Genomic DNA, 20776 nt, shown 5'->3' with positions numbered 1-20776 from the left:
CTGAGAGTGGCGTACGCCGCAGCGATCGTCAAGACCGCGTGGGTCAGAGTCCCAAGTAGGCCAGAACCGCCAGCACACGGCGATGTCCGGAATCGGACGGCGGCAGGTCCAGTTTCAGGAAAACGTTTCCAACGTGTTTGTGCACAGCGCCTTCGGAGATCACCAGCTTCGCGCCGATCTCGGTGTTGCCCAGACCTTCGGCCATCAGGGCGAGCACTTCACGCTCGCGCGGTGTCAACCGGTCGAGCGGATTGCTCTTCTTCACCATCAGCTGACTGACGACTTCCGGGTCCAGCACGGTGCCGCCGGCCGCGACCCGCCGTACCGCCTCGAGGAACTCGTCGACGCGGGAGACCCGGTCCTTCAGCAGGTAGCCGACGCCCTCACTGCCGGCCGCGAGCAGTTCGGCGGCGTAGATTTCTTCGACGTACTGCGAGAAAACCAGCACCGGAAGGCCGGGCCGAACCCGGCGGGCCTCGATCGCGGCGCGCAACCCCTCGTCGGTGAAGGTCGGCGGCAGCCGCACGTCGACGACCGCGATATCCACCTCGTGCTCGGCCATCGCCTGCGCGAAGCCGTCGGCATCGCCGGCGACCGCGGCAACCTCGAAGCCGGAATTGCTCAGCAACAGACCGAGTCCTTCGGCCAGGATGGGGTTGTCCTCGAGAATGATCACTCGCACGGAAGGATGACCTCGATCGTGGTGGGTCCGCCGATCGGGCTCCGCAGTTCCAGGTGGCCGTCGATCGCTTGCACACGGTGGAGCATGCCATGCAGGCCACTCCCCCGGCCCAGCAGGTCGGACTGCTCGTTGATGCGCGCGCCACCGATACCGTCGTCGGTGATCTCCAGGTAGAGCTCAGGACCACGCCGCTCCATCGTGAGGTCGACGCGTCCGGCGGCGGAGTGCTTGGTGACGTTGGTGAGGGACTCTGCCACGACAAAGTACGCAGCGGCCTCCACTGCGGCAGGGACTTGGCCGAGCTCACCCATCCGCAGCTCTACCGGCAGCGGACAGCGCGCAGCGAGTGCGGAGATCGCACCGGCCAGACCGCGGTCCTGAAGGATGGGCGGGTACATAGTGCGCAGTACGCCGCGTAGCTCGTGCATGGCTTGTTCGGCACCATCACGCGCGTCGTCCAGCAGTTTGGCCGCCTTCTCGGGGTCATCGGCCATCACCTGCTTGGCAACGCCGATGCGCATCGCCAGCGACACCAGCTGCGCCTGAGTGCCGTCGTGCAGGTCCCGCTCGATCCGACGCAGCTCAGCGCCGTGAGAGTCCACCGCACCGGCCCTGCTCCGGGTCAGCTCCTCTACCCGTCGGCTGAGCCGCTCGGACTCCAGCTGATCCGCACTGGGCGCCAGCAGCTTCCTGGTCGCCTTGGCATGACCACGCGCCACCGCTGGCGCTACCCAGCCCAGCAGCCCGAGCCCAACCGCGACCTGCAGCGGAGCAAGCCACGCAATGTCCCACCAGCTATCGACCGGGACACCCATCATCGTGAAGTTGCCCGGGTCGAGCGGCCACAACACTGCGGTCAGCACAGCGGCCGGTACGGCGAAGACCGCGCTCACCGCGATGAACAGCTCCGGGACCGCCGCCACGCAGCCCAGGTAGAGCCAGAGACTGCGCTTGAACGACTTGTCCTGCAGCAGCGTCACCACATCGGCCGAACCACGGGGTGCAGCCGCCGGCAACTGCGGTACGTCGGACGCACCGACGTACCGGCTGGCTCGGTCCAGCTCACTGTTCGCCAGCTTGACCAGACCAGCCGTCACTCCGGGAATCAGCCAGCCCAGCAACAGACTGATCGGTGTGGCCGCGAAGAGCACCACGAACTTGAGGTACCGGACCATCAGGTACCCACTTGCCGGTCCCCCGCGGGCCAGCCGCTTTGTCCACGTCATACCTCGATCATCCGGCATGACGGACCCCAGAGTCGGTACAGCAGGCTCTACTGTTCACACACCCGCACACCGGTGTTCGTACTGCGGTACGTAGTGAAGGTGCCCGATCTGCGGGCTGCGCTGGGACTCGTGCTGCCGAGGTGGCAGGGCTACCTGCTGCCGCGGATGCGCCGCTACGGGCTACTGCCGGCGTACCTGCGGACCGGGGTTCTGATGGCGCTCTGGCATCTGCCGACGCTGCTGATGGGCGGCCAGTACCCAGGGCACTCGATGCTCGCTTCGATGGGGAGTTTCGTGATCGCTTGTCTGCTGGTGCTGCCGATCTTCAGCTGGCTGCGACTGCGGTCCGGCTCCGTGCTGCCCGCCGTACTGGCTCACGCTGTGGTCAGCAACGTGACCACTCGGCTGGTGTGGCAACTCAGCGCGCCCGGCCAGGACCTGGACCCGATGACAGTGGGTCTGCAGGGCTGGCCGGGCTGGCTGGTGATGGCGGTCCTCGTCAGCTGGCTGGCGTGGACGAAACGGCTCTGACTAGCAATCCGCTATGCCGGGGAGCTTCGGGTTCGCGGCGGCGATGTAGACGTTCGTCATGTAGCCGCCCTGGTCGCGCAGTTTGGCCCACCAGTTGTTGGTCTTGCCTTCGGCGTTGACCGTGTCACCCTGCGTCTGGCAGGTGACGAAGACCTGCGTCGGGCCGGGCAGCTCGGTGAGGATTCTGCCGCTCAGGCGGGGCGTCTCACGGACGCGGACACCGGTGCCGTAGGTGGTGAAGTTGTACGTCGGCGGGGTGCCGCCGTTCACCAGCTGCATGAACTTGTTCCAATCCCAGTTCGGACCCGGGTCGGTGTGCGTCTGGTTCGGGTACTCACTGTGGCCCCTGATGTGGGCCCGGTCCTTCGGGATACCGCGCCGGTCGGCGATGTTGCGGACCAGCGCCGCGGACGACTTGTACATCGACTCGGTGAACCAGGACGCGTCGTTGACCCACCCCTCGTGCTCGATGCCGATCGTGTAGCCGTTCTCGGTGCCGACGTGCCAGGCCTTGTCCTTCTCGGCCACCATCTGGGTGACCTCGCCGTTGGAGGACTTGATCACGTAGTGCGCGCTCACCTTGGCCGACGGGTTCTTGAACCAGCTGATCGTCCCGGCGTACGAGCCTTGCGCCACGTGGATGGTGATCGAGGAGATCGCCTGGGTCCGCCCGGAGGTGTAGTTGCTGGTACTGGCCGGGTTCCAGATCGCGCCCGGGTAGTCGACGGCCTCGACCGACGACTCGGTCCGGGTGCCGAGCGGGGCCACCTTCGCGTACGCGCCAAGCTGCGGGCTGACCTTCTTCGGCGCCACGGTCACACCTTTGGCCTGCACGCCGGCTCCGATGATCCGGAAGACCTCGTCGGTGTACAGGCGGGCGGTCGGTCCGTCGGGCGAGTGCGAGTACCTCGCGACGGCCTCGTACCAGCGTCCGGCGTCCCGGCGGGCATCACCTTGCAGACCGGACGCATCGGCGTACGAGTCGAGGACGGCAGCGGCGCCTTCGATGTTCGACGGCATGTCCTTGGCGAGTTGCTCGACCGGCAGACCGGTGAGCTTGGCGGCCTCGGACATCGTCGGGTTCTTGTTGTTGCTGACCAGGTGCATGAGGCCGTAGCCACTGGCCTGACTCGGCTTGCCGTCATGACCGTCCAGGTGCGACTCCGCGTACCCGACGGCAACCAGCACCTCCCGCGGTACGTCGTACTTCGCGGACGCGTTGGTGAAGGCGGTCGAGATGTCGGCCGGGCCGGATGCGACTGGCGCTGCCGGCTGGGCGGCGTTGCTCGGGAGAGCGCTGAGTGCAAGCGCACCGGCGGCCGCCGCGGCCAGCAGGGCGGAGAGTTTGGGCACGGGTACTCGGGCGGTTTTCCCCATGGGGCGGTTCCTTCCCTTAATCGGTCCATCGAGGGGCGTCGGTGGTCCCGGAGGGATCACGCTAGGCGAAAACCTTCCGCCAAAGCCAGTAGTTGGGTGAACTTTTTCCCGTTACCGTGTGAATTTGCCCCGCTCCGCGATTCTGCCACGCAGAACGATCATCTTCGGGTGCGACAGGACGGCCGGGTTGAGTCTCGGGTCCTCGTCGTAGACCACCAGATCGGCCGGGTCCCCCGGCTGCAGGACACTCGGTACGCCGAGCCACGCGCGCGCCGCCCAGGACCCGGCAGCCAGGGCCTGCTCCCCCGACATCCCGATCCTGGTCAGCGCCTGGATCTCCCGGGCGATCAGTCCGTGCCCGAGGACCCCGCCTGCGTCAGTTCCGGCGTACACGGGGACGCCCGCCTCGAACGCGTCCCGGAGCCGGTGCAGCCGCCGCTCGTACAGGTCGGTCATATGCGCCGAGTAGACGGGGAACTTCTCCGCAGCCTGATCGGCATACTCCGGAAAGTTCTCCAGCTGGATCAGCGTCGGTACGACGGCCACCTGGTGCTCGGCCATCAGCGCCAGCATGTCCGCCTCGACACCGGTGCCGTGCTCGATGCAGTCGATCCCGGCAGCGAGCAGGTCGGGCAGCGCGTGCTCACCGAAGACGTGCGCGGTGACCCGGGCACCGAGCTCGTGCGCGCGGGCGATGGCCGCATTTAGTGCCTCAGCCGGCCAGCACGGGGTCAGGTCACCCGCGTCCCGGTCGATCCAGTCGCCGACCAGCTTCACCCAGCCGTCGCTGCGGAGGGCCTCCTGCTCGACATACGCGACCAGCTCCGCGGGCTCGATCTCCCAGCCGTAGTTGCGGATGTAGCGCTTCGAGCGGGCGATGTGCCGGCCGGCCCGGATGATCTTCGGCAGATCCGGCCGGTCGTCGATCCAGCGGGTGTCGGTCGGCGAACCGGCATCGCGTACCAGCAGCGCTCCGGCGTCCCGATCGGCGATCGCCTGCAGCTCCGCGGTCTCCCGGTCGACACCACCGTGGGTGTCGAGCCCGATGTGGCAGTGCGCGTCGACGAGCCCCGGAATGATCCAGCCACCGGTATGCAGGGTCGTGACATCCCCAGTGGTGGGCCGGTCGACGACCAGCCCGCCACTGAGATACAGCTCCTGCTGCTCACCCGACGGCAACACCGTGCCAACGAGTCTGAGTACGGTCATGAGTCGACCGTATCCGGGCTTCCGTCAGCCGTGTGAGCCGCCTCCGGGGGTGCAGGTGGGGTTGGTCGGGTCGGCCGTGCACGGCGTACCGGTGGGGGTGTCCGTCGGCGTCGGGGTGGGCGTCGGCGTCGGGGTCGGAGTGGGGGTCGGCGTCGGCGTGGGAGTCGGCGTCGGGGTCGGCGTCGGCCGCTGTGTCGGCGGCTTCGTCGGCTTGTGCGTCGGCGGCTTGGTCGGCTCGTCCACCGGGTCCGGCGTCGTCGTCGGCAGCATTGTCGGCGGCTTCTTGGTCGGCGTCGGGGTCGGCGTCTTGGTGTCGTCCGGCACGTCCGGAACCTGGCGCGGGTCGACCTTGCGCTCGGCGTTACCGGTCGGCTTCGGGACCGACAGCTGACCCTTCTCGTTCGGGATCAGGACCGCGTTCTTGCTGTAGACGCGCATCCACTTCAGCACCGTGGCGACGAAGTCCTTGGAGTGCTGGTAGCGCAGGAGCGACTCGACCAGGTCCCGGGGGCGCTTCAGGTCGTCGCCCTCGGCGCACAGGTAGACGGCCACCGTGGTGACCGCGTCGTACACGTTGTTGGGGTTGCGGAAGCCGTCACCGTTGCCGTCGGCGCCGTAGTCGGCCCAGACCTGCGGGATGATCTGCATCGGGCCGACGGCGCGGTCCCAGGTCAGGTCGCCGTCGTACTTGCCCTTGTCGCTGTCCGGGATCTTGCCGTTACCGGCCTTGCCGTTCAGCATCGGGCCGAAGATCTTGCCGCGGGTGGTCCCGGCGACGTCGACCCGGCCACCGCTGGCGTGGTCGGACTCGACCTTGCCGATACCGGCCAGCAACGGCCAGGTGAGGCCACAGTTCGGCCGGACCACGGCGAGATTCGCGGTGGCGCGGCGGTAGGCGGGGAAGACCCCGCGAGGGATGCCGTTGACGGCACCCGGTCGCCCCGGGCGGACGACGGAACGGCCGTCGGTCGCCCCTTGCACGGGGACGTCGTCACGGGCGGGTTTGTCGGATCCGAGCCGGCCGTCCACTCCAGGACGCTGCGGCACGATCATCGTCAGTTCGTCGAACTCACCGCTGTTCAGTCCGGCTCCAGGCTGGGGAGCGACCGGACTGTCCGTCGCGAGCTGACCGGAGGCACCGGCCCCGCCCGAAGCCACTGTCACGATCGCCCCGACCAGGAGCGGGACTGTGCACAGTGACGCGATGATGATTTTGACCCGACGGTTTCCACTACGGGTTAGGCGCATAGTCGGCTCAACGACCGATGCGCCGGAAAGTTACATCAAGTCGGTGCAAAGTTACCCAGCCCACCTTGACCCGCACGAACAGGGGCAGGTAGTGGCACGAAATCGTGCAGAACAAGGGGTTTGCGGGCCCTCAGTTACCGGGCTGCGGAGCCACCTGCTGGGTCTGGCCGGCCGGGGCCGGGGTCGGCGTGGTGCACGGCGGCGGGGTCGCCGGGTCCTCGGCCTGGGCCTGCGCCTGCTGCCCGCTCGGGGTGCCCTCCGGCGTCGTCGTCGGGGTCCCTTCCGGAGTGGGGGTCGGCGTCGGCGTGGGGGTCGGCGTGCAGACCGGCGGCGTCGGTGTGGGGGTCGGCGTCGGGGTCGGGGTCGGGCTCGGCGTGTGCTTGGTCGGCGGCGTGTACGGCGGCTTCGGCGTACTGGGCTTCGACGGCGTCGGGGTCGGCGTCGGGCTCGACGGCTTCGACGTACTGGGCTTGGTCGGCGTCGGCTTCGGAGTCGGGCTCGGAGTCGTCGTCGGGGTGACCGTCGGCGTCGGGGTCGGCGTCGGGATGGTGTTGTTGCGGGTCGGGTTGTCGACGTTGCCGTTGTCGCCTGGTGGGGTGATCACGCCGGGCGTGTCCGGAACCTTCACGGTCTGCTTGCTGTACGACTGCATCCAGCGCAGCACGGTGGACACGTAGTCCATCGAGTGGTTGTACCGCAGGACGGACTGCACGAGCCCCTGGGCGTCGGCCAGGTTGGCCCCACCCGAGCAGAGGTAGTCGCCGGCCGCCCGGGCCGCGTCGAAGACGTTGTGCGGGTTCTTGGTGCCGTCGCCGTTACCGTCGGCCCCGAACGCCTTCCAGGTGCCCGGAATGAACTGCATCGGCCCGACCGCACGGTCCCACTGCTTGTCGCCGTCGAACTGACCCTGGTCGGTGTCGGAGATGGCGGCCATCCCGGGGCCGCCGTTCAGCACCGGGCCGAGGATCTGGCCGCGGGTGTTCCCGGCCGCATCGACCTTGCCGCCGTTCGCGTGGTCGGACTCGACCTTGCCGATCCCGGCCAGCAACGGCCAGGTGATGCGGCAGTTCGGCTTCGCGAGGGCCAAATCGTTCGCGACCTTCTGGTACGCCGCCAGGACGGTGCCGGGGATCCCGGACGCGTCACCGGTGATCCCGGGGATCGGCTGAACGGTGCCGTCCGTGCTCCCGGTGACCGGGACGGTGACCGTGGACTTCTCCTGGGTCGGCAGGCTGCCGTCGACACCGGGCTGGTTCGGCAGGTCGTTGGCCAGGTCGTCGAAGACCGAGTCCGGGCGCTGACCGGCCAGGGCGTGCGCGTCGACGATGAACGTGTTCGACGTGACACCGCCGATCACGAACACGGCGACCATGGCGGTCGGCGGAGCCAGGCACACCCAGGTGGCGGTGAGCTTCCCCCGCCACGTGTCCAGGTTCTTGAACTGCTGCCTCATCCGATCCGTCCTTCGACGTTTCCGCAGTACCGACATTCTCCGGGCGTAGGCACGATCTTAGCGGGCCCAGGATCATCGACAACGGGTAACGGGGTGTCACTTCGTGCAGTGACCGCTTGTCCGATCGGGCAGCACCGGCCCCCGTCACTCCAGGTTACTTGCCGCCGAGCATCTTCTTCAGGTCGTCGGGGAGCTCGAAGTCGCCGCCGGTCTGCCCGGCGCCGCCGAACGCGGCCGGGAGCTGACCCGGCTGCGGTTCCTGCGGCTGGGGCGCACCCCCGCCGGCCCGCTTGGCCGGGTTGCCCGAACCGCGCTTCTTGCCCTTCGCCAGCTTCTGCTGCTTCGCCTTGCGCCCACCCGCGGCGCCGCCGCCGGGCATGCCCGGCATCCCGGGCATCCCCGGGATGCCCTTGCCGGACGCCATCGCGGACATCATCTTGCGGGCCTCGAAGAACCGCTCGACCAGCCCGCTGACGGTGGCGACCTCGGTCCCGGAACCCTTCGCGATCCGGGCCCGGCGGGAGCCGTTGATGATGTTCGGGTCGTTCCGCTCGGCCGGCGTCATCGAGTGGATGACCGCCTCGATCCGGTCGATCTCGCGCTCGTCGAAGTTCTCCAGCTGGTCCTTGAACTGGCTGGCGCCGGGCAGCATGCCGAAGATCTTGGTCAGCGGGCCCATCTTGCGCACCGACTGCATCTGGGCGAGGAAGTCGTCCAGGGTGAAGTCCTTACCACCCTTCTTCTGCAGCTTGGCCGCCGTCTTCGCGGCCGCGTCCGCGTCGAAGGTGCGCTCGGCCTGCTCGATCAGGCTCATCACGTCACCCATGCCGAGGATGCGCGACGCCATCCGGTCGGGGTGGAAGACGTCGAAGTCCTCGAGCTTCTCGCCGTTGCTGGCGAACATCACCTGGCGGCCGGTGACCTGCGCGATCGACAGCGCCGCACCACCGCGGGCGTCACCGTCCAGCTTGGACAGCACCACGCCGTCGAAGCCGACCCCGTCGAGGAAGGCCTGCGCGGTGGTGACCGCGTCCTGACCGATCATCGCGTCGACGACGAACAGGATCTCGTCCGGGTTCACCGCGTCGCGGATGTCGGCGGCCTGCTTCATCAGCTCCTCGTCGACACCCAGCCGGCCGGCCGTGTCGACGATGACCACGCTGTGCTGCTTGGCCCGCGCCTCGTCCATCGCCTTCCGGGCCACGTCCACCGGATCGCCGACGCCGTTACCGGGCTCGGGAGCGAACACCGGTACGCCGGCCCGCTCACCGACCACCTGGAGCTGGGTGACCGCGTTCGGCCGCTGCAGGTCGGCGGCGACCAGGATCGGCGTCTGGTGCTTGGTCTCCTTCAGCCACTTGGCCAGCTTCCCGGCCAGGGTCGTCTTACCAGCACCCTGCAGACCTGCCAGCATGATCACGGTCGGCGGCCGCTTCGCCATCCGCAGCTCACGGGTCTCCCCGCCGAGGATGCCGACCAGCTCCTCGTTCACGATCTTGATCACCTGCTGCGCCGGGTTCAGCCCCCCGCGCACCTCGGCACCGCTGGCCCGCTCCCGGATCTTCGCGATGAACTCGCGCACCACCGGCAGCGCGACATCCGCCTCGAGCAGCGCGATCCGGATCTCCCGTGTCGTCGCTTCGATATCGGCATCGGTCAGCTTGCCCTTGCCACGCAGATTCTTGAACGCAGCGGACAACCGATCGGAAAGCGTGTCGAACACGGGAAAGTCCATCCTCTAGCGAGCACCGAACAACTCCCGAAGTCTACCGGCCGGTCCACCCACCCCGGCATCCGAGCGGATCAGAAGCCGACGGACAGGCAGGCACGGGCCATCTCCATCCGGGCGCGCAGGTGGTCGGTGATCCATTCCTGACCGAATTCTTGGTGTCCGAGTGCCCAGAGGCTCTGGGCCGCGTGCCGGGCGGCCATCATCAACGGCAGGTCCTGTTCGGCGTTCTCCGGCAGCTCGTGTGCCGTTCGGTAGCCGGCGAGGAACGCCGGGGCGAGCGTTGCCCAACTATCGGGGAAGTCGGCGAGGTTGCCCAGCACGGCGCCGAGATCGAACAGCCGCGGCCCGTGACCGAAGTCATTGAAGTCCAGGACGCCCAGCTGGAGCCGCCCGTCGGCCTTGCTCCAGTGGCAATTGCCCAGGATGTAGTCGGCGTGGATCAGTCCCCAGTCCCACACCCGGTCGAACACCTCGCCGGCCCGATCGGCGATCTCGCCGAACAACGCCAGGTCCGCCGCCGGCAGAACCGCCTTCAGCGTGGCCGGGTCGGTGCCCATCAGACCTGGATGCACCTCGCCGAACAGCGTGTCGGCGTTCCATCGCACAGGTGCCGGCTGCTGAGTCCATCCGTCGGTTGCGGAGTGGATCGAGCCCAGCCCCCGGCCGAGCAGCCGTGCCGACTCGGCGTCCAGGCGGCCGACGGGGTGCGGGCGCTGAGGTGTCCCCGGAAGCCAGCCCAGCAAGGAATAGAGCGATCCGTCCAGCGAGACCAGCCAGCCGCCGTCGCGGGAGCGTCCCGGGCGGGGAACGCTGACCGGCTCGGGCAACTGCTCGCCCAGGTACTCCAAGAGCGAGAGTTCGGCGGCAATAGCATCCGCATCCCGCCAGCCGGCGCGGTGCCGCCGGAGCACCCAGGCTGGTTCGTCATCGGCCTTGCCGACACTGAAGACCGAGTTGTTCATCGTCCTGAGATGCCGGGTCTGCCAGCCATCGCCAGGCCACAACCCGAAGCCCGAGAGAACACCAGCCGGTACCAGCTCATCGAGCGCTTGCGCCATGCGCCGCACGCTAGCCGGGACCCTCCCCCGGCGACCAACCATTTGCCGACGCCCGATGCCACTAGCGTTGCGTCGATTCCGGCCGGCGACGGTCCCAGGTACCGCGCGCAAGACGCCTAGGCGCACCGGGGCCGCCCCACCCCGAGCGAGCACAGGCACCCACCAACCAACACCCCCACCGGCGAACGGAGCACCCACCAACCACCCAACACCCGCGCGAGCGAACGAACCGTGCCGCTAGGATCTTCTAACCGGAAGCTCGATAGATACTGGTTAGGGAGTGGTCGTGGGGCGGAGTCGGGTGGTGCTGGACGGGCCTTCGAACTTGGGGTTGCGGCCGCCGGTAGAGGGGACGGTGCCGGGTTGCTACAAGCTGGCCGGAGCGCTCCGGGATCAGGGGATCGTGGGGCGGATCGGCGCGGCTGATGCGGGATGTGTGGTGCCGCCTCGGTACGACCGCGGGAGCTGGAAGCCGGGTGACGGGGTGTTCAACGCGGCCGCGATCGCGTCGTACAGCGTGCGGCTGGCGGATCGGATCGGCGCGCTGCTCGACGACGACAAGTTCGTCGTACTGCTGGGTGGTGAGTGCAGCAACCTACTCGGGCCCACCCTCGCGCTGAAGAGGCGCGGCCGGTACGGCGTCGTCTACCTCGACGGGCATTCGGATATGCGGACCGTGGACAACGACGAGTACGTCGGTGCTGCGGGTGGTGAGGCGTTGGCACTGGTGACGGGACGGGGGCAGGCTGATCTGACCGACCTGGAGGGGCTGTCGCCGTACGTGAACGACGCGGATGCCGTGATGCTCGGGTATCGCGAGGACGAGGCGTACCTGGAGACGCTGGTGGAGGCGGGGATCGCGCATTGGTCCGCACTCCGGGTCATCGAGGACCCGGCGCGGGCCGCGGCTGGAGTGCTCGCTCAGCTGGAGCGGGAGGAGCTGGACGGGTTCTGGGTGCACCTGGACGTCGACATCCTCGACGCGGCGATCATGCCCGCGGTGGACAGTCCGGATCCGGGCGGTCTCGACCACGCCCAGCTCCAGGCTCTCCTGCGACCATTACTCGCCTCGGAGAACTGCGTCGGGATCGACATCGGCATCTACGACCCCGACCTCGATCCCGAGCAGGTTTACGCGGCGGAACTCACCGACACACTGGCAGCAGCACTCAGCTGAACGACACCGGGATGTAGACATCGCCGGTGCGGTCGCTCGCCGCGAAGTGATCACGGCGGGAGACGATCGCGCAGGTGATGTCCGGGTCGCTGCAGTCGAGACCGGAGTTGACCTCGGCGATCCGGATCTGCGCGGTGAAGGTGCCGTTGGAGGCGATCGGGTACGACGCGCTGCCGCCGAGCGGGTTGTTGGTCACCCACGCGGACGGGCCGACCGTCGTACCGCCCTGGCCGTCACCGCCGGCGCACGGGCTGGGCTTGGTGCCGTAGCTGTAGTCCGACGGAACCGCACACAGCGCGACGTAGTAGCCCTGGGCCGGGTTGTACCCGTTACCGGTGACAGTGATGGTTTCACCGGCCTTGGCCAGGCCGGTGGCGTTCGAGGCGTTCAGTGTCTTGCCGAGATTCGAAGCACTACCGGGTGCGGCCGAGGCCGGGGCGACGACGCCGACAGTGAGGGCGGCGGCAGCGGTGAGAGTCAGAACGATACGACGCATCATCTGAGCGGGAACTCCTTGAGTTAGGTAAGCCTTACCTAACTAATGCTAGTTGCTGCCCGACTCCGAAGGGAAGCTCCAGACCAGGTCCTGCCCGTGATCCTCAATACGCCCAAGCACGCGCCGCCCGCCACCCGGCCAGATCTCCAACTCGACCAGAAACTCGTACGGCGGCTCAGCCCCCGGCTCGAACCGCAGCCGGGCCAGCGGCGCCGACTCGTCCGCCTGCTCCCCCAACTCGGCCAGGTGCGCATCGACAGCCGCACGGTCCTCGTCCGTCAGGTACTGCCACATGATCGAGTGCCACAGCACCGTCACCTGCCCCGGCACCAGCTCCAGCCCGCGCACGAACGACACCGCGTCTGCACGCCGTACGTCGGCCGGCACCTGCCGTGCGACCTCCAACGCCGCCCGCAGCCGCTCCAACCGCTCAGCCATGTCCGCCCACACGTACGACGTCAGCGTGCGTGCTCCCTCCGCCGACAACGGATTCACCGGTGCAATGTCGCACCCGCCCCGCTCAGTGATCCGCAGTGCGACCGGATCCAGCTTCCGCCCCGACCACGCGTCCTCAATCACCACCGGACTGTCCACAGCGCCGTACGACTCACCATCCACGACGTACCGGAAGTGATCAGCCCGCAGGTTGAGCCAAGCACTCGCCCCCATCTCGAACAAGCGCACCGGCAACCGCACGTCCCACACCAGCTGCAGCAGCCCGCCATAGAGCGCAGCCGAGCGGCGTACCTCGTTGGTCTGCGGCGGCTGAGTCAGCAACGCCCGCACCTCACCCGCCCGAGACTCCAGCACCCGCTCAAACGCCTCCCACCCGAGCACGGGATCCCACACCCCACCAACGCTCGGATAGAAGACCGCGAGCTCGGGCACCTCCCCCGCCAGCACCAGGCCGTGGACGGCACCCAGCAACCGCAACCCGATCACAGAACCCGGCGGAGGATCGTCATACCCCGCCAGTACGTCGGCCGACACCCCGCCGATCTCGTAGTCGGCCACGAGCCGCCGCAGGAGCTCGGCGTACATCGGGGAGCCGAGGTTCTCGCATCGGACGGCCTGACGCTGGAGTGACCCTAGGAGGAGCACTAGGAGGTCCAGACCAGGCCTTGGCCGTGGGGATCGGCGTGGCCGAGTACGCGGCGTGCTCCGCCTGGCCAGGTCTGCAGCTCTACCAGGAACTCGTCTCCCCACTCGCCTGGGGGCTCGAGGCGTAGGCGGGCTAGGGGTGTCGACTCGCCTGCCTGGGCTCCCAGGTCGGCTAGGGCAGCGTCGACGGCTGCCTGGTCCTCCTTGGACAGGTAGGTCCACATGATTGAGTGCCACAGCACGGTCAGGTGGCCCTCGGACAGCTCCAGCCCGCGCACGAACGACACCGCATCGGCACGTCGTAGGTCGGCCGGCACCTCCCGCGCGATGGCCAGTGCACCCCGCAAACGCGCCAGCCGCTCCACCTGGTCGGCCCACACGTACGACGTCAGTGTTCGCGCGCCCTCCTCGGACAGTGCGTTCACCGGCGCCACGTCGCTCCCCACTCGCTCTGCGATGCGCAGTGCGGCCCGCGGGACCTCGCGTCCCGACCACGCGTCCTCGATCACCACGGGGCTGTCTGCACGCCCGTACGACGAGCCGTCGGCCAGGTTGTAGCGGAAGTGGTCGGCCCGCAGGTTCAGCCCGGCACTCGAGCCGATCTCCATCAGCCGCACCGGCAGCGGCACCTCGTGGACCAGCTGCAGCAGACCGCCGTACAGAGCAACGGACCGGCGGACCTCGTTGGTCTGGGGCCTCTGGAGCACCGCAGCCCGCAGCTCACCCACTCGTGATCGGAGTACTTGCGCGAAAGCCTCCCAGCCGAGCACTGGATCCCACACTCCGCCCACGCTGGGGTAGAAGCCGGCCAGCTCCGGCGCTTCCCCCGCCAGCACCAGCCGATGCACCGCTGCCAGCAGTGGCAAGGCAAGTGCCTCGTCGTTCTGGTGACCCTCGTAGCTTCCGAGTACGCCGGTAGACGCCCCACCGAGCTCGTAGTCGTCCACCATGAGCCGCGCCAGCTCGGCGTACATCGGGGAGCCGAGCTCTTCGCAATCGATGGCCTGCTGCTGTAGTCCCGCTACGACACCCATGCCGTCGAGGTTAGAAGGTCAGGCGGTCCAGCACGGTCTTCGCGGTGGTGCGCGCGTCCTCCTCCTCGAGGGGCGAGCCATGGCGGTCGGTGAGGTAGAAGACGTCCACACACTCGGCTCCGAGCGTGCTGACGTGCGCAGAGCGGATGTCAGCACCAGTCGCCGCGATTGCCGACGCAACGTCGTACATGAGCGCAGGCCGGTCGTGAGCTCGCACCTGCAGCACAGTCGCGGTCTCGGATGCCCCCGGCAACAGGTCGACCCGGCTGGCCACCCGCGGAGCCGATGAGTCCCGCGCCGCCAAGCGCCGTACCAGGTCGGTGTTGTCCCGCAGTGCGACCGCAAGCCGGTCCCGCAACCGCACCGGGTCCGGCACCGAGCCGGCCACTGTCCACTGCGAGATGCCAAGCCCGTCAACCGACGTCACCACCGCAGCACGCACGGAGAGCCGCTCAACAGCCAGTACGGCGGCCACCGTCGACAGCGTGCCCACCTGATCCGGTACGGCGACGTTGACCCGCAGGTCCCCGTGATGATCGGTCACCGTCACACCGAGCCGGCCAATGCCAACGACCTGGTGCAATTCGGGCACCGGAATCGGCGGAGTGTCGGTCCACATCCCCTGCCCCCCACCGGCCAGCTCACCACGCACCCGACGGCACAGCTCGCCCACCAACCGCATCCGCCACGGCGACGACGCAGCTGGGCCGGCCGCGCGCGCATCGGCGTACGTGAGAGCTTCCAGCAGGTCCAGCGTCTCGGTGTCGCGCACGATCCCGGACACCAGCTCAACCGTCATCGGGTCGTCCAGGTCGCGCCGAGTGGCGACCTGCGCCAGCATCAGATGCTGCCGGACGAGCAGGGTGATCGTGTCGACGTCTGTCTCGTTGAAGCCGATCCGACGCGCGACCCGGGCAGCAATCACCGCACCGGTGACACTGTGATCGCCCTCGACCGCCTTACCGAGGTCATGCACCAGCGCAGCGACCAGCAGCAGGTCGGGCCGACGTACGTCGCGCACCATCTTGGCTGCCTCGACACAGGTCTCCAGCAGATGCCGGTCGACCGTAAACCGGTGGACTGCCGACTGCGGCGGCCGGAACCGCACGGTGTCCCACTCCGGCAGGATCCGCGAGATGTAGCCGGCCTGGTCGAGCGCCTCCCACACCTCAAGCAGTCCGTTACCCGCACCCAGCAGTGCGCACAGCAACCGCTGCGCTTCACCAGGCCAGGGCTCAGGCAAGTCCAGAGCCTTGGAAGCCAATCGCGCGCAGACAGCAGGCGACAGTCCGAGCTCACGATCCGCAGCAACCGCCGCGGCCCGCAGACCCAGTACGGCGTCCCGCTCCGGCCGCGCATCCGGCATCAGCACGACTTCACCCTCGTGCTGGCCAACACCCTCATCAAGTGCGAGCAGCAGCGGCCCGCCAGTCCGTTGGAACCTCCGCGCACGCGGGGGCCGAGTCAACAGACTCTCCACCCGCCGCCACGACATGTCACACACATAGGCGAGCGTCCGCCCGGTCGCGTACACGTGGCGCAGCAGCTCGTCCCGACCGTCCAGTCCGAGCCCGGCCGCAACCTCACCGGCTACATCAGCGACCAGGCGGTCAGTGGCCCGGCCGGCCACCGTGTGCAGCTCGTCGCGTACATCCAGGAGGTCCCGCCGGGCTCGCTCGACCACGGGATGCGGGATGTCGATCAACCACGACGCCACCAAGGCACGCAGTACGACGGCATCCCGCAGACCGCCGTACGCCTCCTTGAGGTCCGGCTCGGCCAGGTGGGCGACCTCGCCGACGCTGGACGCCCGATCCCGGCACGCCTGCGCCAGCTCGGGCAGTCTGGTCTTCGCAGTACGTCGCCAGTCCGCCATCAGCACGGACCGCAGCTCCAGCGTCAGATGCGAGTCCCCAGCGACATGACGCGCGTCGAGCAGCCCCAGTGCAACTCGTACGTCGTCCGCCGCCGACTCCCTGGCCTGTGCGACGGTGCGGACGCTGTGATCCAGCTTGGTCCGCGAATCCCACAGCGGGTACCAGATCTGAGCGGCCAGCTCGTCCAGCCGTGGGTACCCGTCGACGTGCAGGAGCATCACGTCGAGATCGCTGTACGGCGAGAGCTCCTCCCGGCCGTAGCCGCCGACAGCGACCAGGGCAACGCCCTCGGTGGGTACACCGAGGGCGTCACAAGCCTTGGAGAGGAGCAGGTACAGCAGCGCGTCGGCCTCCTCGGCTCGGGCGCGCCGCTGTTCTGCTCGGTCTGCCATCTAGAGGGCGTCTCCGTCCAGCTCACCGGTGCGCACGCGCACGATGGTCTCGACCGGAGTCACCCAGACCTTGCCGTCACCGATCTTGCCGGTCTGCGCGGCCTTCACGATCACGTCGACGACCTCGGCGCCGTCACCGTCCTCGACGACCACCTCGAGCCGTACCTTCGGGACCAGGTCCACCTCGTACTCGGCGCCCCGGTAGACCTCGGTGTGGCCCTTCTGCCGGCCGTAACCGCTCGCCTCGGAGACCGTCATCCCGGTGACGCCGAACGTCTCCAGTGCGGCCCGGACGTCTTCCAGCTTGTGCGGCTTGACCACCGCGGTGATCAGCTTCATGCGTTGGCACCTTCCTTCTCGGAAGTCTCGGTGTCGTCATTGTCCTGGACCGGCGCCGCGGCCGGTACCGGGCGGGTCGACAGCGCGCCCCGCACACCGCTCGCGCTGAGGAAGTCGTACGCCGTCTCCGCGTGCTCGACCTGGTCGACACCGGTGACCTCGTCCTCCTCGGTGAGCCGGAAGCCGATCGTCTTGTCGATGATCTTGGCCAGCACGAAGGCGATCACGAAGGAGTAGACACCGACCGCCAGGTTGGCCAGTGCCTGCCGGCCGAGCTGATCGACGCCGCCACCGTAGAAGAGGCCGTCAACCGCGGACGGCGCCGCCGCCGTACCGAGCAGGCCGATCGCGAGCGAACCGAACAGACCGCCGACCAGGTGCACGCCGACCACGTCGAGGGAGTCGTCGAAGCCGAGCTTGTACTTCAGCGAGACCGCGAAGGCGCAGATCGCACCGGCGAAGACACCGAGGATGAGCGCGCCGATCGGGCTGACCGCGCCACAGGCCGGGGTGATCGCGACCAGACCGGCGACGGCACCCGAGGCCAGGCCCAGGGTCGTCGCCTTACCGTGCACGATGCGCTCGACGATCAGCCAGCCGATCACGGCGGCAGCCGTGGCGACCTGGGTGTTCACGAAGGTGATCGCGGCGGTGCTACCCGCGCTCAGCGCCGAACCGGCGTTGAACCCGAACCAGCCGAACCACAGCAGACCGGCGCCGAGCAGGACCAGCGGCAGGCTGTGCGGCCGCATCGGGTCCTTCTTCCAGCCGATCCGCTTGCCCAGCACGATCGCCAGGGCCAGGGCGGCCGCACCGGCGTTCACGTGCACCGCCGTACCACCGGCGAAGTCGATCGCCTTCAGCTTGTCGCCGATCCAGCCGCCGTTGCCCTCGTCCAGGAACCACACCGAGTGTGCGACCGGGAAGTAGACCAGGCAGGTCCAGCCGACCACGAACGCGATCCAGCCGCGGAACGTCACCCGGTCGGCGATGGCACCTGAGATCAGCGCCGGGGTGATGATCGCGAACATCAGCTGGAAGGCGACGAAGGCGAGTTCGGGGGTGGTCCCGGTGATCGCCTCGGGGGCCATCAGGCCCTTGAGGCCAACCTCTGAGAAGTTGCCGATCACATGCCCGTTGTCACCACCGAAGGTCAACGAGTAACCGACCACCACCCACAAGATGGTGACGACGGCGATGGTGATGAAGCTCATCATCATCATGTTCAGCACGCTCTTCACGCGCACCATACCGCCGTAGAAGAAAGCCAGGCCCGGTGTCATCAGCATCACCAGGGCGGCGCTAGCCAAGACCCAGGCGGTATCGCCGGCGTTGATCTCCATCAACGTCATCCCTTCCATGCTCATCTGGGGGTGGCCGGCGTCCTCGATCGGGAGAACTCCACAACGCCGGGGAGCCCGCGCCCAGCCACATCGCACACGGTGCCGACACGCCGTTTCAGCCGATCGGTCCGTTTGTTTCCGGCATGTGACAAAGCGGGCCCCCAGGTGACATCGGCGTGACATCGACCCCAACAGGCCCCGGTATGGCACTCTGGCCTGGACCACACGGGCCGGCAGCCGCGCCACTGCTCCCGTCCGAAGTAGGGAACGAAATGGAGATCGATCACGGGGTGACGCCGCGTCGCGGCAGACCACGCGACCCGGACGCGGAGCCGAGGATCCGCCGGTACGCCGTCCAGCTGCTGCTGGAGCGTGGGTTCGACGGAATGACGGTGGACGATGTCGCCGAGGCCGCGGGAGTCGGCAAAGCGACGATCTACCGGCGGTGGGCCAGTAAGGAGCAGCTCGCGAACGACGCCATGGCCGACCTGTTCGACATCGAGATCCCGGACGCCGACACCGGCTCACTGGCCGGAGATCTGCTCGAGGTCTACGGGAACGCACTGGCCTTCGTGAACAATCCGGCCGGAGTCAATCTGATGCGGCTGGGAATCAGTGAGGCGAACCGCGACGAGCGGTCCGCGGCGATCTACCGGTCGTTGATCGATCGCCGTATCGAGCTCACAAAGGCTGCCCTGGAACGCGCCTGGGCCCGTGGCGAGCCGATCCGCCGCTCGGCGGACCCGGTGCTGATGGTGCAGTGGCTGTCCGGTCTGTTCGTGCTGAGGATCCTGCTCAACGAGCCGATGCCTGCCGTGGCGGACGCCGACCACCTGGTCGAGCTCACCTTGCGGGTGATCCGGGAACCTCAGGGCAGCCAGCCGTAGGCGAACGCCGCCAGGACGGCCAGCGCGATCCCCAGCGCCACCAGTACTCCGACGAGCGCCGTACGGCGTCGGCGGCGTTTGAGGATCACACCGGCCGTCCAGGCCCGGTCCGCCAGATCGACCTCCGGCAGCTCGTCCGAAACCTGGCTGAGCATCGGTCCGACGTCCTCACGCCTCATTTGGTCTCCCCCGCGATCAGTGCCCTGCGGAAGCGTTCGAACGCGGACAGTCCCTGGGCGTGCACAGCAGAGTGCGACATGGTCAGTACGTCGGCCACTTCGAACTCAGTGAGGTCTTCCAGATGCAGTAGCACCAGGATGGTGCGCTGGGTGGGTGTGAGGTCCGCGAGAGCCCGTTCGACCGGGTCCTCGCTGTCCGGAAACGGCCGCACCCGGCTCCATCGTGTGAGGGCCGGTTGGTAGAGCAAGCGCTGGACGAAGACGTCCGGGTCGTCCACCTTGGGCCACGTCAGTGACAGCCGGGTGAAGGCGTGCAACAGAGCGTGCTCGGCCCGCCCCAGTTCGCCGTACACGAGGTACGCAGTGCGAAGCCATCTCCCCTGTCGCGCATCAACATACGAGGCGAACTCCGGGTCGACCGTATCCATCCACCCTCCCGCCCCTATTCAACCCTTCAACTACTACGTGCGGCGAGAGCCAACCGCGTCTCTTCTGCGATCAGATCCCCGTTGATCGCCGCACCGGCCCGCAGACCCGCACCGGCCGCGTGGAGGACCTGTGCCATCGGGTCGGTCACGTTGCCGGCCGCAAACACCCCTGGCACTGCAGTCTCCCCCTTGGCGTCGACTTCAATCGCGTCTCCGTAGACGGACCCGGCCATCTCCAGCGCTGTGGTCTTCAGACCGAGGTCGACCAGGAAGTCCGCTTTCGCTCGCATGGTGGTCTGGATCGCCAGGGCGTCACGTGGGATCACCTTGCCGCCCTCCAGCCGCACACCGGTGAGCTTGCCGTCCACCACCTCGATCTGCTCGACCTTGCCTTGCACAACAGCGATCTGCCGGGCCGCGAGCTCCTCCCACTGCTCATCGGTCAGCTCGATGCCGTCGTGCAGGAAGAGCGTGACGTCGTCACTCAACTGCCGGAACATCTGCGCCTGGTGCACAGCCTGCGGACTGGCGGCCAGTACGCCGATCGCCTGGTCCTGCACCTCCCAGCCGTGGCAGTACGGGCAGTGCAGCACGTCCTTGCCCCACTGCTCGGCCAGACCGGGCACATCAGGCAGTACGTCGGTCAGTCCGGTCGTGACCAGGATCCGCCGCCCCTGGTACGTCGTACCGTCCGCCAGCTCGACCGTGAACACGTCACCACGGCGCACCGCCGTGACAGTGCCAGGAGCGAACTGACCGCCGTACCCGGCGACCTCCTCGCGGCCGATGGCGTAGATCTCGCTCGGCGGCGTGCCGTCCCGGGTCAGGTAGTTGTGCACGTGTCCGGCCGGGGCGTTCCGCGGCTGACCGTCGTCGATCACCAGCACCGACCGGCGCGACCGCACCAGCGCGAGCGCTCCACTCAGCCCGGCTGCACCGCCACCGATCACTATCACGTCGTACTCAGTCGTCTTCATACCGCCAAGATCCGCGATGACATTCGTTTT

General features: G+C 68.1%; 20 protein-coding genes. 3 read left to right on the top strand and 17 right to left on the bottom strand.

What is annotated here, in order from left to right:
* Window positions 1-43: 43 nt before the first annotated feature.
* Together ACFCV3_RS30345 and ACFCV3_RS30340 are read right to left on the bottom strand one after the other, a co-directional pair.
* Window positions 44-682, bottom strand: a complete 639-nt coding sequence (locus ACFCV3_RS30345; protein ID WP_376035611.1) for a LuxR C-terminal-related transcriptional regulator — start codon at window positions 680-682, stop codon at window positions 44-46.
* The gene (locus ACFCV3_RS30340) at window positions 673-1908 is read right to left on the bottom strand and encodes a histidine kinase (RefSeq protein WP_376035609.1); all 1236 of its coding nucleotides are present in this window, start codon (window positions 1906-1908) and stop codon (window positions 673-675) included. The genes ACFCV3_RS30345 and ACFCV3_RS30340 overlap by 10 nt, the downstream gene beginning before the upstream one ends.
* Window positions 1909-2007: 99 nt before the next feature.
* Here ACFCV3_RS30340 and ACFCV3_RS30335 point away from each other — a divergent pair, with 99 nt between their 5' ends.
* Window positions 2008-2439, top strand: a complete 432-nt coding sequence (locus tag ACFCV3_RS30335) for a CPBP family intramembrane glutamic endopeptidase (RefSeq protein WP_376035607.1) — start codon at window positions 2008-2010, stop codon at window positions 2437-2439.
* On the opposite strand, the gene ACFCV3_RS30330 is transcribed toward ACFCV3_RS30335, so the two are convergent.
* From ACFCV3_RS30330 to ACFCV3_RS30305, 6 genes are all read right to left on the bottom strand, one after another.
* Complete coding sequence (locus ACFCV3_RS30330; protein ID WP_376035605.1) at window positions 2440-3816, bottom strand: N-acetylmuramoyl-L-alanine amidase; 1377 nt, start codon at window positions 3814-3816, stop codon at window positions 2440-2442. It abuts the gene before it with no gap.
* Window positions 3817-3927: 111 nt separating this feature from the next.
* Window positions 3928-5025: an amidohydrolase family protein gene (locus tag ACFCV3_RS30325; protein WP_376035603.1), complete on the bottom strand. Its 1098-nt coding sequence runs from the start codon at window positions 5023-5025 to the stop codon at window positions 3928-3930.
* A 24-nt stretch (window positions 5026-5049) separates the two neighbouring features.
* Entirely contained in the window at window positions 5050-6189 is a 1140-nt protein-coding gene (locus ACFCV3_RS30320) for a lytic transglycosylase domain-containing protein (RefSeq protein ID WP_376035602.1), read from the bottom strand.
* Window positions 6190-6403: 214 nt separating this feature from the next.
* Window positions 6404-7726 (bottom strand): lytic transglycosylase domain-containing protein, encoded by a 1323-nt coding sequence (locus ACFCV3_RS30315; RefSeq protein WP_376035600.1) that lies wholly within the window; start codon window positions 7724-7726, stop codon window positions 6404-6406.
* A gap of 154 nt (window positions 7727-7880) precedes the next feature.
* Window positions 7881-9449 (bottom strand): signal recognition particle protein, encoded by a 1569-nt coding sequence (gene ffh, locus ACFCV3_RS30310; RefSeq protein ID WP_376035598.1) that lies wholly within the window; start codon window positions 9447-9449, stop codon window positions 7881-7883.
* A gap of 80 nt (window positions 9450-9529) precedes the next feature.
* Window positions 9530-10516 carry a phosphotransferase enzyme family protein gene (locus ACFCV3_RS30305; RefSeq protein WP_376035596.1) on the bottom strand — a complete coding sequence of 329 codons (987 nt, stop codon included), beginning with the start codon at window positions 10514-10516 and terminating at the stop codon, window positions 9530-9532.
* Between the two features lie 286 nt (window positions 10517-10802).
* Between ACFCV3_RS30305 and ACFCV3_RS30300 the strand changes: the two genes are divergently transcribed.
* Entirely contained in the window at window positions 10803-11693 is an 891-nt protein-coding gene (locus ACFCV3_RS30300) for an arginase family protein (protein WP_376035594.1), read from the top strand.
* On the opposite strand, the gene ACFCV3_RS30295 is transcribed toward ACFCV3_RS30300, so the two are convergent.
* The 6 genes from ACFCV3_RS30295 to ACFCV3_RS30270 are packed head-to-tail and all read right to left on the bottom strand — an operon-like array spanning window position 11686 to window position 18284.
* Entirely contained in the window at window positions 11686-12192 is a 507-nt protein-coding gene (locus ACFCV3_RS30295; protein ID WP_376035592.1) for a hypothetical protein, read from the bottom strand. The genes ACFCV3_RS30300 and ACFCV3_RS30295 overlap by 8 nt on opposite strands.
* Window positions 12193-12237: 45 nt before the next feature.
* The gene (locus tag ACFCV3_RS30290) at window positions 12238-13290 is read right to left on the bottom strand and encodes a DUF2332 domain-containing protein (RefSeq protein ID WP_376035590.1); all 1053 of its coding nucleotides are present in this window, start codon (window positions 13288-13290) and stop codon (window positions 12238-12240) included.
* Entirely contained in the window at window positions 13290-14324 is a 1035-nt protein-coding gene (locus tag ACFCV3_RS30285; RefSeq protein WP_376035588.1) for a DUF2332 domain-containing protein, read from the bottom strand. The genes ACFCV3_RS30290 and ACFCV3_RS30285 overlap by 1 nt, the downstream gene beginning before the upstream one ends.
* Window positions 14325-14334: 10 nt before the next feature.
* Window positions 14335-16593: a [protein-PII] uridylyltransferase gene (locus ACFCV3_RS30280; protein WP_376035586.1), complete on the bottom strand. Its 2259-nt coding sequence runs from the start codon at window positions 16591-16593 to the stop codon at window positions 14335-14337.
* Window positions 16594-16932, bottom strand: a complete 339-nt coding sequence (locus ACFCV3_RS30275) for a P-II family nitrogen regulator (protein ID WP_376035584.1) — start codon at window positions 16930-16932, stop codon at window positions 16594-16596. It abuts the gene before it with no gap.
* Window positions 16929-18284, bottom strand: a complete 1356-nt coding sequence (locus tag ACFCV3_RS30270; RefSeq protein WP_376035583.1) for an ammonium transporter — start codon at window positions 18282-18284, stop codon at window positions 16929-16931. The genes ACFCV3_RS30275 and ACFCV3_RS30270 overlap by 4 nt, the downstream gene beginning before the upstream one ends.
* A 263-nt stretch (window positions 18285-18547) precedes the next feature.
* On the opposite strand from ACFCV3_RS30270, the gene ACFCV3_RS30265 reads away from it, so the two are divergent.
* The gene (locus ACFCV3_RS30265) at window positions 18548-19162 is read left to right on the top strand and encodes a TetR/AcrR family transcriptional regulator (protein WP_376035581.1); all 615 of its coding nucleotides are present in this window, start codon (window positions 18548-18550) and stop codon (window positions 19160-19162) included.
* Here ACFCV3_RS30265 and ACFCV3_RS30260 read toward each other — a convergent pair.
* Genes ACFCV3_RS30260 through ACFCV3_RS30250 form a run of 3 tightly spaced genes read right to left on the bottom strand, consistent with a single transcriptional unit; the run spans window position 19144 to window position 20746 of the window.
* Window positions 19144-19341 carry a hypothetical protein gene (locus tag ACFCV3_RS30260; RefSeq protein WP_376035579.1) on the bottom strand — a complete coding sequence of 66 codons (198 nt, stop codon included), beginning with the start codon at window positions 19339-19341 and terminating at the stop codon, window positions 19144-19146. The two genes, ACFCV3_RS30265 and ACFCV3_RS30260, sit on opposite strands and share 19 nt — an antisense overlap.
* Window positions 19338-19769 carry a sigma factor-like helix-turn-helix DNA-binding protein gene (locus ACFCV3_RS30255; RefSeq protein ID WP_376035577.1) on the bottom strand — a complete coding sequence of 144 codons (432 nt, stop codon included), beginning with the start codon at window positions 19767-19769 and terminating at the stop codon, window positions 19338-19340. The genes ACFCV3_RS30260 and ACFCV3_RS30255 overlap by 4 nt, the downstream gene beginning before the upstream one ends.
* Before the next feature lie 26 nt (window positions 19770-19795).
* Window positions 19796-20746 (bottom strand): NAD(P)/FAD-dependent oxidoreductase, encoded by a 951-nt coding sequence (locus ACFCV3_RS30250; protein ID WP_376035575.1) that lies wholly within the window; start codon window positions 20744-20746, stop codon window positions 19796-19798.
* Between the last annotated feature and the right edge of the window lie 30 nt (window positions 20747-20776).

This window comes from Kribbella sp. NPDC056345 (assembly GCF_042262745.1).
Classification (GTDB): domain Bacteria; phylum Actinomycetota; class Actinomycetes; order Propionibacteriales; family Kribbellaceae; genus Kribbella.
The sequence above is the reverse complement of the archived record's forward strand: the minus strand, read 5'-3'. Positions and strand labels throughout refer to the sequence as shown.

Bases quoted from the DNA above. Each gene is read 5' to 3' on its own strand.
- ACFCV3_RS30330 (WP_376035605.1), bottom strand. From the start codon at position 3,816: ATGGGGAAAACCGCCCGAGTACCCGTGCCCAAACTCTCCGCCCTGCTG.
- ACFCV3_RS30270 (WP_376035583.1), bottom strand. From the start codon at position 18,284: ATGACGTTGATGGAGATCAACGCCGGCGATACCGCCTGGGTCTTGGCT.
- ACFCV3_RS30325 (WP_376035603.1), bottom strand. From the start codon at position 5,025: ATGACCGTACTCAGACTCGTTGGCACGGTGTTGCCGTCGGGTGAGCAG.
- ACFCV3_RS30305 (WP_376035596.1), bottom strand. From the start codon at position 10,516: ATGGCGCAAGCGCTCGATGAGCTGGTACCGGCTGGTGTTCTCTCGGGC.
- ACFCV3_RS30340 (WP_376035609.1), bottom strand. From the start codon at position 1,908: ATGACGTGGACAAAGCGGCTGGCCCGCGGGGGACCGGCAAGTGGGTAC.
- ACFCV3_RS30285 (WP_376035588.1), bottom strand. From the start codon at position 14,324: ATGGGTGTCGTAGCGGGACTACAGCAGCAGGCCATCGATTGCGAAGAG.
- ACFCV3_RS30260 (WP_376035579.1), bottom strand. From the start codon at position 19,341: ATGAGGCGTGAGGACGTCGGACCGATGCTCAGCCAGGTTTCGGACGAG.
- ACFCV3_RS30315 (WP_376035600.1), bottom strand. From the start codon at position 7,726: ATGAGGCAGCAGTTCAAGAACCTGGACACGTGGCGGGGGAAGCTCACC.
- ACFCV3_RS30250 (WP_376035575.1), bottom strand. From the start codon at position 20,746: ATGAAGACGACTGAGTACGACGTGATAGTGATCGGTGGCGGTGCAGCC.
- ACFCV3_RS30265 (WP_376035581.1), top strand. From the start codon at position 18,548: ATGGAGATCGATCACGGGGTGACGCCGCGTCGCGGCAGACCACGCGAC.
- ACFCV3_RS30275 (WP_376035584.1), bottom strand. From the start codon at position 16,932: ATGAAGCTGATCACCGCGGTGGTCAAGCCGCACAAGCTGGAAGACGTC.
- ACFCV3_RS30280 (WP_376035586.1), bottom strand. From the start codon at position 16,593: ATGGCAGACCGAGCAGAACAGCGGCGCGCCCGAGCCGAGGAGGCCGAC.
- ACFCV3_RS30255 (WP_376035577.1), bottom strand. From the start codon at position 19,769: ATGGATACGGTCGACCCGGAGTTCGCCTCGTATGTTGATGCGCGACAG.
- ACFCV3_RS30295 (WP_376035592.1), bottom strand. From the start codon at position 12,192: ATGATGCGTCGTATCGTTCTGACTCTCACCGCTGCCGCCGCCCTCACT.